The sequence below is a fragment of the Bacillus sp. FSL P2-0069 genome (assembly GCF_038593315.1).
In the GTDB taxonomy this organism is placed as follows: Bacteria; Bacillota; Bacilli; order Bacillales; family Bacillaceae; genus Bacillus; species Bacillus safensis.
Genome location: NZ_CP151984.1, coordinates 2,755,085 through 2,767,042 on the forward strand (window position 1 = coordinate 2,755,085; position 11,958 = coordinate 2,767,042).

The window sequence follows — 11,958 nt, forward strand, 5'->3', positions numbered from 1 at the left end:
CGAAATTTTTTTGTTCGCCCTTTGTTTTTTACGTTTCGTGTCAGTCATTTATTTTGCGGCTAACACATCCGCAAATGCTTTCACATACGGCGGAAGGTCCGGCGGGCGTCTGCTGGAGATGAGGTGGCCATCTGTGACAACTGCCTCATCGAACCAGTCCGCACCAGCATTTGTCATATCATCTTTAATACCAGGTGTACTTGTCACTTGTCTGCCTTTCAGGATTCCTGCTGATATCAGCACCCAGCCGGCATGACAAATCTGTCCGATTGGTTTTGCCTTCGCATCAAATGTACGGACGATGTCTAATACTTCTGGATAACGGCGCAGTTTATCAGGCGCCCATCCGCCAGGGACTAGCACAGCATCATAATCATCAGCTTGAATGGAATAAAAATCTGCATCAGATACCGCCGGCACACCATACTTCCCGATGTACTCATGATTTGCTTTTTCACCTACAAGATGGACAGTCGCCCCTTCTTCTCTTAAACGCAGAACCGGATACCATAGCTCTAAATCTTCAAAATCATCGCTGACAAATGCAATGACCTTCTTATCTGATAAACGCATACTATCTCTCCTCTTCTTTCGATTTCCTCTATTGTACGAGATGTCCTCTTAAAAAGAAAAGCGGTTCCCCTTGAGGAGAACCACTTGACCTTATTCGCTGATCTTGAATTTTTTAATTAAATCACGTAATTCTTCCGCCATTTGGGAAAGAGTTGTGGATGAAGAACTAATCTCTTCCATAGAAGCAAGCTGCTCTTCAGCAGATGCTGCGATATCTTGGATGCTTGCTGAACTCTCTCTTGATACATCTGCAATTTCATTTACTGCTTTAGAAATTTGCTCAGATCCTTTCGACAGCTCGCGCACCGTTGTATTCATTTCATTCATTCTTGCTGCGATTTCCGCTGTTTGCTCATTTATTTGTGAGAAACTTTCTTTCGTTTGATCTGTAATAGTAAGACCACTTTTCACTTCTTCATTCACTGCTTTGAACATATTTTGAGATGTTTCGATTTCAGTAACGATTTCATTCACAAGCTTTTCAATCTCTTTTGCTGAATCCGATGATTGAACCGCTAGTTTACGCACTTCTTCCGCAACAACAGAGAAGCCTCTGCCTGATTCACCTGCGCGTGCTGCTTCAATGGCAGCATTTAGTGCAAGTAAATTCGTTTGATCCGCAATGCCGTTAATCACGCCTAGGATGTTTGTGATATCTTTTGATTTATGCTCTAGCCCGTTGATCACGCCTTCAGCTTCTTTCACTGAATGGTCAATCGTCTTCATTTGGCCAACAGTCTGCTCCACAAGCTGTCCGCCTGTTTCTGCGACTGTTTTTGATTGAACAGATGACGCTGTGATGACATCAGACGTTTCGGCAACTTCGTTCAGTCCTTCATTCATTTGTTTTAAATGAACCGCGCTTTGTTCCACCATTTCGCTTTGATTTTCGTTGCCGTTTGAGAATGTTTCAATAGATGATGTGATATGTTCGGTTGCTTTAGTTGTTTGACCTGCGCTTGCCGTCAGTTCTTCAGATGATGAAGCAACATTCTCAACAGATGTTTGTACTGCTTGAATGACATCTCTTAGGGACTCACTCATTTCATTAAAGCTTGTGCCAAGCTGTCCAATTTCATCTTTTGAGCGGACATCAATTTTTTCTGTTAAATCTCCCTGACTGATCTTCTTCGAAGAAGAGACAAGAGTGGAAAGTGGTTTTGTAATGGAACGGATGATAAAGAAGATCAGAATCCCGCCAATGATAAGCGCGCCGGCTAAAATGATGGCGGCCATGTTAAAGACTGGCTGTGCAGCTTCTTCTACTTCACTGACAAACATCGTCCCGACAATCTTCCAGCCAGTCGCCTTGTTTGTGGTGAACTCCATTTGCTTTTCTTTACCTTCAAACATATAGCTCATAGATCCGTTATCTTGTGAATACAGCTTTTCTAACCATTCACCAGATAATTTTGTTCCCGCTTTTTTCGTTGGATGTGCCACATATGTACGATCTGGACTTCCAATAAAGGCATAGCCTTGTTTCCCAATGTTAATGCTATTGGACTCTTTAACTAGATTCGCAATGTCTAGGTTCATCGCGATGACGCCTGATCCATCCTCTAGTTTTTTAGAAATGGTTACCACAAGTGTACCGGTTGAAGCCGTTGCATATGGGGCTGAAACAGACAGCTCACCGTTTTTCGCCCAGCCGTCTTTGTACCAATCCCGCTCAGTTGCGACATAACCTGCAGGCATTTTTTGATTAGGATATCTTGAAAACACTTTGCCGTCACTTGAAGCGACAAAAATGCCTTCTGTGTCATCATTCATACTCATGAACTGCTCAAAGCGTCCTTGAATATCGGTCGTTCCTTTTTGCTTGAGCTTTTTCTCCGTGATCCATTTGCTAAAGAAATCGGCTGCGTCTGTTTTCACTTTGACAACCTTCGTAATATTTTTATCTAGCTGCTCTACGTTTTCCTTTGCACTTTGCATAATTTGATCATTTAATGAGGTGCTTGCCGTATGGTATGAAGAGAATGCCAATACAATGATTGGACATAAAAGAATAAATAAGAAAGAGAATACGAGCTTTTTTGAAATAGATGGCTTTCTGAAATACTGTATGAATTTCATAAAAAAGAAAACTCCTTTTAGTAAGATAGTATATATATCGGAAGTACTACTAGGTTCTTTACTTTTTTAACTTATTAAAGTCTAAATAAGTCCAAATTACCCAATTTATATGCATCGAATGGAAAAACACCTGACGTTTTGGCGTCAGGTGCTTAAGATTGTTGACAAAGGGCTAAAATGTTCTTGATTTTAGCCCTTTGTCTTCTTTTTCAGTGTGATAGAAAACCTTTGCAGTCTAGGAAGGACGAGTACCGGAGCGGAGCGAATAAAAGATTCGTGAGCACCGGCGCGCAGACCTGACACCAAATTTGAAGGTTTGTCTACACGCTGAAACACCTGACGTTTTGCCGTCAGGTGTTTCGCTACTCTCTTACATTTTAAATTGTTTAATAAGCTCCCTTAGTTCTTCTGCCATCTGAGATAAAGTGGCAGAGGATGAGCTGATCTCTTCCATAGATGCAAGCTGTTCTTCTGCTGATGCCGCGATATCTTGGAAGCCTGCTGAGCTTTCTCTTGAGAGCTCTTTGATTTGATTCACCGCATGAGAAATATCATTTGAGCCATGCGATAGCTCTTCGGCTGATCTGTTCATTTGTTTCATTTGTTCTGTCATTTCTGATGTTTTATCAGTGATTTTCTCAAAACTCACTTTCGTTTCATCTGTAATGTTTAATCCAGATTGTACTTCACCTGCTACTTGTTTAAACATTTTCTGCGATTTTTCTATTTCCTCCACAATTTCGTTCGTCAGGCTTTCAATTTCTTTTGAAGAGCTTCCTGACTGCTCTGCCAGCTTGCGGACTTCTTCTGCGACAACAGAGAAACCTCTGCCTGCTTCACCTGCTCGTGCGGCTTCGATCGCAGCATTTAAAGCAAGGAGATTCGTTTGATCCGCAATACCGTTGATGACCCCAAGAATGTTTGTAATATCCTTTGATTTCTGCTCCAAGCCTGCAATGACAAGCTCTGCTTCTTTTACTGCCTGCTCTATGGTTTGCATTTGACCTGCTGTTTTTTGAACGAGTTCTCCTCCAGCCTGAGCAGTTTTGCTCGATTCGATCGACGATTCCATCATATGAGAGGTTGTGTCGACCATATGCGATAAGCTCCGATCCATTTCGTTTAACTGAACTGAGCTTTTTTCGATCATATCATTTTGATGTTCAGTGCTGTTTGAGAACTGTTCAATAGATGATGTGATATGCTCGGTCGCTTGAGCTGTCTGTCCTGCACTTGCCGTTAACTCTTCAGACGAAGCAGCAACATTTTCAATGGAATTTTGGACAGCTTGAATGACTTGCTTCAGCTTTGCTGACATGTCGTTAAAGCTCTGCGCTAGCTTACCAATTTCATCGTGCGTACGAACTTCAATATGCTGGGTCAAATCACCTTGACTGATTTTTTCAGCCGATTCAGAGAGCTCTATCAGTGGCTTTCGAATCGATTTAATAATAAAATAAATCGCGATTCCGCCAATGGCAATCGCAGCCGCAAGAATGATCATTGTTAAGTCGAGCACTGGCTGTGCGGCTTCTTTTACTTCATTCACATACATCGTTCCAGCAAGCTTCCAGCCGGTTGCTTCATTTGTGTCAAAAAACATTTGCTTCGGCTGGCCATTGTATTCATATTCAAAGCTGCCTTCTTTTTTATCATATAGTTTTGAGATGAAGTCACCAGTCAGCTTTGTCCCAGCCTTATCGGTTTTATGGGCCACATAACGCTGATCTGATGTGGCGATAAACGCATAGCCTTCTTGGCCAATTTTGATGCTGTTTGTATCTTTTACAACCGTATTTAAGCGTACATTCACCCCGATCACACCAGATCCATCTGCTAGCTGTTCTGATATTGTGATGAGCAGGTCATCTGATGACTTATCGGCAAAAGGATCTGAAATGATGAGTTTCTTCTCTTCCATCGATTTCTGAAACCAAGTTTCATTTTTTGCGCTCTTTGCATTACCTTTGTGAATCTCCGAATATTCAGTTAGTTTACCATTTTGATCTGCAACAAATACTTCTACTACATCGTCATCTGTTTCCGATAATTGCTCTAATTTCACTTTGAGTAAATCTTTGTTTTTAGCAGTCAATTCACCCTTTTTGATCGATTTAGATAAGTATGAAACCATGTCAATTTTAGGCTGTATATCTTTATTAATGAGTTCGTTTAATTGTTGAACACCATTTGCAGCACTAGACATAATCTCATCATTAAGAGACTTTGATGCCACTTCATAAGAAAATGCAGCCAATACGAGAATTGGCACTAGGAGAATCGCTAAGAATGCAGTAATTAATTTCTTCGACATCGTAAAGTGCTTAAAAAAGTTGATTTTTTTCATGACTCTACTCCTTTTGATTTATGATTTGTGGTCTTCCTCTTCTATTCTTAGGTAATATGAATTATTTTTCAAGGAATAATGTTCAAAAAATCCAAAAAATAAGTATAATTACCCATTTCTTTTGATTTACTCAATGAAAAAGAGCCTCTATCTGGAGGCTCTTTTCTTCCTGTCTATTCAACCTTAAATTTGCTAATTAAATCGCGTAATTCTTCTGCCATAGAAGAGAGTGTGGCAGAGGACGAGCTGATTTCTTCCATTGATGCCAGCTGTTCTTCTGCTGAAGCAGCAATGTCTTGAATATTTGCCGAGCTTTCACGTGATACGTCTGCGATCTCACGAACAGCCTCTGACACATGTGCCGAGCCTTTTGAAAGCTGAACAACGGTTTGATTCATTGTTTGAAGCTGGTCAGAAATTTCTTTTGTCATTTCGAAAATATTGTGGAAGCTTACTTTCGTTTGTTCAGTGAAGCTTAGGCCTGATTGAACTTCTCGATTCACCGCAGTGAATACTTCCTGTGATACGTCGATGTCTTGCACGATTTCTTTAATCAAATTCTCAATTTCTTTTGCCGAGTTGGCAGATTGAACCGCCAGTTTTCTTACTTCTTCTGCTACAACGGAGAAGCCTCTGCCAGATTCACCAGCTCTTGCTGCCTCAATCGCTGCATTTAGCGCAAGTAAATTCGTTTGATCGGCAATTCCATTGATGACACCCAGAATTTGGGTAATGTCTTTCGATTTACTTTCAAGTGCACTGATGACATTCTCTGCTTTTTTCACGGACTGATCAATGACATTCATTTGAGAAGCGGTTTTTTCAACAAGCTGGCCGCCTTCCCCTGCGATATCTGTTGATTTGATCGATGAAGCAGTAATGGATTCAGCCGATTCATTCATATTCTGAAGACCGCGGTTCATTTCCTCTAACTCTTCTGAGCTCAATTCGACTTTATCATTTTGGCTTTCATTTCCGCTGGAGAATTGTTCAATGGCTAGTGTAATATGCTCTGTTGCTTTACTTGTTTGTCCTGCGCTGGCAGTCAGTTCTTCTGATGAAGATGCGACATTCTCGACTGAAGTTTGAACGGCTCCAATGAGAGATCGCAATGAGTCAATCATCGTATTAAAGCCTTTACCAACTTGTCCAATTTCGTCATCTGACTGGATCTGAAGCTTATCGCGTAAATCACCTTCGCTGACTTTTTTCGAGAAGCGGGCAAGATTGGATAATCTTTTTGAAATAGAGCGGACGATAAAGAAAATGAGGGTTCCTGCAACAATGAGTGTGACACTGAATACGATAATGGCTGTATTGAAAACGGGCTTTGCCGCTTCTTCTACTTCAGATACGAGCATCGTTCCACCAATTTTCCAGCCAGTTAATTCATTGGTGACATATGCAACCTTTTTATCTGTTCCTTTGAGGGTATAGCTGCCGCTTCCTTCTTTATTTTTAAAAATAATACTGGCTAGATTTTCATTGACTTGACTTCCTGGCTTTTGGGTTGGATCTGCTAAAACTGTTTTATCTTTCTCCATGATGAAAGCATAGCCTTTTTGCCCAATTTTGATTTCTTTTAGTTTTTGGAGCAGGCTGTCAATTTCCATATCAAGACCAATGACACCTGAACCATCTTTCATTTTTTGGGCAATTGTGATAACCATTTTGCCTGTGGATGCTGCTACATATGGTTTTGTGATGACTTGTTTGCCGTTTTCTGCTTTCAATGCCTCTTGATACCATGGACGTTCTCTTGGATCGTAGCCATCTGGCATCTTTTGAACTGGATATTGCATAAACAATCCCTTTTCAGAGCCTGCATAGATTGCGGATACATCTTTTTCATTAATTTTTCCAAATTGCTGTAATTCTTTAATGGTCGCATTTCTATTTTTTTCTTGAAGATTAGACGCTTTGAGTGAATCTGAAAACAGTGTCACAGCATCTGATTTGTTGCCAATATTCTCATTGATTAAGGTATCAAATGCATTAACCTGACTCATCGCACTGCCCATAATCTGTTTGTCTAGCTCTGTCTTTGATGTAAAAAACGCACTAATTGTCAGTGCCACAGTTGGCAGAATAAGGACGACCAAAAAGGCAATGATTAATTTCTTTGAAATGGATGGTTTTTTGAACCATTGGATCATTTTTCCCATTTTAACTTTCCCCCTTTACTTCTCTAAAGTTATTATCGGATGAAAGGTGTATTTTTAGAGGCTGGAAATGACGTTTAAAAATAAAAAAAATACCCAGACAATTCTGGATACTTTTTCATCATTATTTAATTAATTTTAAATTGATTTGTGAGCTCTTTTAGTTCCTCTGCCATGTTGGCAAGTGTCACAGAAGAAGACGTAATTTCTTCCATAGATGCTAGCTGCTCTTCTGCAGAAGCCGCAATGTCCTGAATGTTTGCTGCGCTTTCTCTCGAGACTTGGCGCATCTCCTGCATCGCTTGTGAAACAAGCTTTGAACCGCTTGATAGGTCAATGGCTGTATCGTTTAATTGCGACAGTTTTTTCGACATTCCTTCTGCTGCCTCATAAATGTGCTGGAAGCTTTCTTTTGCTTCCTCTGTCATACCGAGTCCTGCGTTTACTTCTCGATTGACTGCTTTGAACATATCTTGAGATTTAGCAATTTCTAGTACAATTTCTTGGATGAGCTTCTCAATTTCTTTCGCTGAATCTGCGGATTGGACAGCTAGTTTTCTCACTTCTTCTGCAACGACGGAGAAGCCGCGTCCTGATTCACCTGCTCTTGCTGCTTCGATTGCTGCATTAAGCGCAAGTAAATTCGTTTGATCCGCGATGCCATTAATGACATTTAAAATACTCGTAATATCTTTAGACTTGTATTCTAATTCTTTCATGACCTGCTCTGCTTCTTGTACAGATGTATCAATATGTTTCATTTGGCTTGCTGTGCTTTCAACAATTCGGCCGCCTTGACCAGCAGCTTCTGTTGATTGAATAGAGACAGCAGCCACTTCAGATGAGGTTTGTGACATATCTTGTAATCCTTCGTTCATTGCCACAAGCTGATTCGTACTAGATTCGACTTTCTCGTTTTGTGCTTCATTTCCATTTGAAAATTGTTCAATTGACATCGTGATATGCTCTGTTGCTTGACTCGTTTGGCTGGCACTTGCCGTCAGCTCCTCTGAAGCCGAAGCCACGTTGTCGACAGATTGCTGTACAGCGCGAATGACGTCACGAAGAGATTCACTCATCTTGCTGAAGCTTCTTGTGAGATCTCCTATTTCATCCTTCGATTTGGTTTCGAGGGTTTCTGTTAAATCCCCTTCACTCACCTTTTCTGAGAAATCAACAAGCCTTCTCAGTCCAATGGTAATCGAGCGAACAATGAAGAAGATAGCGACACCGCCAAGGATAAATGAAGAAATTAAAAGAATAATGGCAGAATTCCAAACTGGCTGTGCTGCTTCTTCTGTTTCTGATACAAACATCGTTCCAGCAATTTTCCAACCTGTTAAATCATTTGTGACAAAAACGATACGTTTTTGTTCTCCTTTATTCTCATAAGTTGATGTTCCTTCTTTGCCGCTGTAAAGGATTGATGAAATATTTCCTGTGACCTCAGATCCTGACTTTTCTTCTGGATGGGCTACAATTTGTTTGCTTTTATTTGCAATAATTGGATATCCTTCTCGTCCAATTTTAATTTCTTTGATTTTATCAACAATGTCTTGCACATCAATGTCGATTCCGATCGCTCCCGACCCGTCCTTCAGGCGCTGGGCAATCGTGACCACCATGCCGTTTGTTGTAGCAGAAATGTATGGATTGGTGACAACTGGCTCACCTTTTTCATCCTGCATCGCTTGCTGATACCAATCGCGTGTTGTTGGGTCATAGCCTTTTGGCATGTCTACTTTAGGAAACTGAATGAAATCACGATTTTTACTTGCTGCATAAAATCCAACTACATCATCTTCGTTGATTTTGCTGTATATTTCAAAATGCTCATACAGTTCGTCCTGGTTTTTCTTTTTAAAGTCTGCAGCAGTTGTTGTTTGAGTAAAAAGTTTCACCGCGTTTTCTTTATTCAAAAGCTTTTGCTCGATCATGTCATTCATATCATTGACTCTTGCTTTTGCTCCGTACATGATTTCATGATCTAATTCTTCTTTGGCAATCTGATATGAAATCGTACTGAGTGTAATGATTGGCAAGACGAGAACAAGTGTGAATGAAATAATCAGTCTTTTGGAAATCGATGGTTTTTTCAACCATTTTATTGCACTTTTCATGTTTTTCCTCCTTTTAAACGATATGTTTTATATCGGACATCTTCATAGTATTTTCATGTTTTTCAAATAAAAAGGATGCTATTTTGTTTATTTTCACAAATTGATTCCTTGCCCAAGCACCCTGCATACGCTAATACAAAAGGGGGCGCTTTTCATATGATTATCCTTTCAGGACAGCCAGTGACAAATGAGCAGCTGGCATCGTTTCAGCTAGAGGGACAAAAGCGGATCATTTTGATGCAGTTACAGGCCTCGAATGATACGTTCCGCTATAGGCAAGCATCTGATTTGTTATTTGAGGTCACTTTAAGATCGAACATTATGAATGCTGCAAGAGATTTGAATAAAAGCGGTGCCTCATTCGCCATCTTTCAAAGGTCGCGTGCAAATGATGCGTTTTGGCGTGTGTCGGAAGCAGGAGCACTAGAGCTGCGTTATCAAGTGGAGCCATCAAGAGGCATTAAAGACATTTTTGAAAATGGTTCAAAATATGCATTTGAATGCGCAACAGCGATTGTCATTGTGTTTTATATGGGGGTTTTGCAAACAGTAGGAGAGGAGAAGTTTAATCGAAGACTTCGCAGTTTAACACTGTATGACTGGCACTATGATACTTTGTCGATTTATACAGAGCGCGGGAATGATTTTATCTATGGGGATTGTTTATATTTCGAAAATCCAGAGTTTAGCTATCAGCAGTCGCAATGGCGCGGGGAAAATGTGATTTACTTAGGAGAAGATCAATATTACGGTCATGGACTTGGAATTTTAACAGCAGCAGAAATTATCGACAAACTGAATAAGAGAAGACGGCCAGGTGCGGTTCAATCCGCTTATTTATTACCGCAGACTACCCGGATGGATGTAATTTATCTCAGGCAAATGTTTGGCAGCTAAAAAAAGCCTCTTGTCTATTGGTTATGACAAGGGGCTTCTGTATGCCTTGCGTTTACGATAATTTTGGAGTGTGCCAAGCATCGTGTTCGCAAGGACCTCCATTTCTTCTAAATCTTTTCTTGTGACCGGCGAGTCGTGCCGGCTCCATTTCACGTATCGAACAAAATAGTAATGACGAATGGGCGTAAGGACAGCAGGAGAATGAGGGAAATCATCAAACCAAAATTCAATCTGGCCTTTTTTTCGGTAGGAATGTTTTAAGATGTCCATCCTGTCACACCACCCATCATGATTTTATGTCTGCGTCAGTTCGTGCATAATGTCTTCAACGCTTAAAATCGAGTGAATACGTCCAACGCCCTGTCCTGCCCACAGAGCCATTTGATCAGGGTTACCTCCGGCAGCAGCTGCTTTTCGCATCGGTGTTGTGCATACATGCTGAACTGGATAGGGAAGAACCCTATCTTCATGCAGACTTTCATCCTCCATCCACTGATTCACAATACCTCTCGCTCTTTTCCCAGAAAAAAGCCTTGTCACCCTCGTTTCACTGCCTTCTGCCTGTAAAATGGCTTTCTTGTATACCTCTGCCGCAGCACTTTCCTGGCTGGCTAAAAATCGTGTGCCGATTTGAACCGCATCCGCTCCAAGCGCTAGCGCTGCTTTCATACCTAATCGGTCCGTGATGCCTCCTGCTGCTATCAAAGGCACACGGCAGAGCGGTTTGACGTCAGAGATCAGACTGATCAGCCCCACCAAGGCGTCTCCTTTTGCACGTAAAAATGTGCCGCGATGTCCCCCTGCTTCACTTCCTTGCAGCACAATGGCATCCATTCCTTTTTCCTCTAGAAGCAGTGCTTCCTCTTTTGTTGTCGCCGTTCCGATTAAAAAGATTCCCTTTTGTTTTAGGTGGTGAATCGTTTGTTCAATTGGACAGGCGAATGTAAAGGAAACGATCGGAACGTCTTCTTCCAGAAGAATGTTGATTTTCCGTTCAAAATCATCCCACAACTCTTCTTCGCTTGGCATCCTATGAGCTTCGGGCCATACAGGCAGTCTCTTCTCCCAAAACGCCACATCCTCTTTTTTCACATCTGGAATTGGCTCTGGTACAAACACATTGACCTGAAACAGGCGAGATGTCAGCTGTTTGACCTGTCTAATCTGCTGTCTCAAATCGTCAGGCTGCACATATCCACTTGCCAAGCTGCCAAGCCCTCCGTAATTTGAAACAGCGGCTGCCAGCTGCGGTGTCACAGCTCCTCCTGCCATTGGTGCTTGGATGATTCCATGTTCGATTTGCAGTAACTTTTTGATGTCCCCCATTTATTTCCCCCATCTCTTACTCGTTTGACGACACTTGTACATAAAAATGACGATGCCTCGGCCCGTCAAACTCACAGAAATAGATTCCCTGCCACGTGCCAAGCACAAGATCTCCATCATGAATGAGAACATGCTGAGACGCCCCCATATAACTCGCTTTCATATGTGCAGCCGTATTTCCTTCCATATGGCGATCCTTTGGATGTTCCCACGGAAAAACTTCATCAAGCCGGCGAAGCATATCTCGTTTCACATCTGGATCCGCATTTTCATTAATGGTGATCCCTGCTGTCGTATGTGGACAATAGACGATGACAGTTCCGTTTTGTATGCCTGTTTCCCTGACATATTGGAGAACCTCATGTGTGACGTCGATCATATCATCGCGTCTGTCTGTTTGTAGATTGATTTTTTTCATATGAGCTGCTCCTTTTTCACGTTTCTATAAAAACCA

Annotated in this window: 9 protein-coding genes; 1 reads left to right on the forward strand and 8 read right to left on the reverse strand. The window is 41.4% G+C overall.

Translation table 11 applies throughout. The features are described from left to right. Positions 1 to 48: 48 nt before the first annotated feature. From NSQ34_RS14245 to NSQ34_RS14265, 5 genes are all read right to left on the reverse strand, one after another. Positions 49 to 573, reverse strand: coding sequence for a type 1 glutamine amidotransferase domain-containing protein (locus NSQ34_RS14245; RefSeq protein ID WP_024423278.1), 525 nt, complete (start codon positions 571 to 573; stop codon positions 49 to 51). Positions 574 to 663: 90 nt separating this feature from the next. Next, positions 664 to 2,652 (reverse strand): methyl-accepting chemotaxis protein, encoded by a 1,989-nt coding sequence (locus NSQ34_RS14250; RefSeq protein ID WP_065215240.1) that lies wholly within the window; start codon positions 2,650 to 2,652, stop codon positions 664 to 666. A gap of 370 nt (positions 2,653 to 3,022) precedes the next feature. Next, the gene (locus NSQ34_RS14255; protein WP_254001421.1) at positions 3,023 to 4,999 is read right to left on the reverse strand and encodes a methyl-accepting chemotaxis protein; all 1,977 of its coding nucleotides are present in this window, start codon (positions 4,997 to 4,999) and stop codon (positions 3,023 to 3,025) included. 173 nt (positions 5,000 to 5,172) lie between these two features. After that, entirely contained in the window at positions 5,173 to 7,164 is a 1,992-nt protein-coding gene (locus NSQ34_RS14260) for a methyl-accepting chemotaxis protein (RefSeq protein ID WP_041115843.1), read from the reverse strand. 125 nt (positions 7,165 to 7,289) lie between these two features. Further along, complete coding sequence (locus NSQ34_RS14265; protein WP_268455961.1) at positions 7,290 to 9,281, reverse strand: methyl-accepting chemotaxis protein; 1,992 nt, start codon at positions 9,279 to 9,281, stop codon at positions 7,290 to 7,292. Positions 9,282 to 9,437: 156 nt separating this feature from the next. Here NSQ34_RS14265 and NSQ34_RS14270 point away from each other — a divergent pair, with 156 nt between their 5' ends. Continuing rightward, positions 9,438 to 10,178: a protein-glutamine gamma-glutamyltransferase gene (locus NSQ34_RS14270; RefSeq protein WP_034282523.1), complete on the forward strand. Its 741-nt coding sequence runs from the start codon at positions 9,438 to 9,440 to the stop codon at positions 10,176 to 10,178. Positions 10,179 to 10,199: 21 nt separating this feature from the next. Here NSQ34_RS14270 and NSQ34_RS14275 read toward each other — a convergent pair whose 3' ends face one another. Genes NSQ34_RS14275 through NSQ34_RS14285 form a run of 3 tightly spaced genes read right to left on the reverse strand, consistent with a single transcriptional unit; the run spans position 10,200 to position 11,922 of the window. Then, positions 10,200 to 10,448, reverse strand: coding sequence for a hypothetical protein (locus NSQ34_RS14275; protein ID WP_034282525.1), 249 nt, complete (start codon positions 10,446 to 10,448; stop codon positions 10,200 to 10,202). A gap of 24 nt (positions 10,449 to 10,472) precedes the next feature. Further along, positions 10,473 to 11,504, reverse strand: coding sequence for a nitronate monooxygenase (locus tag NSQ34_RS14280; RefSeq protein WP_268455964.1), 1,032 nt, complete (start codon positions 11,502 to 11,504; stop codon positions 10,473 to 10,475). Between the two features lie 16 nt (positions 11,505 to 11,520). Further along, entirely contained in the window at positions 11,521 to 11,922 is a 402-nt protein-coding gene (locus NSQ34_RS14285) for a secondary thiamine-phosphate synthase enzyme YjbQ (protein ID WP_034282527.1), read from the reverse strand. Between the last annotated feature and the right edge of the window lie 36 nt (positions 11,923 to 11,958).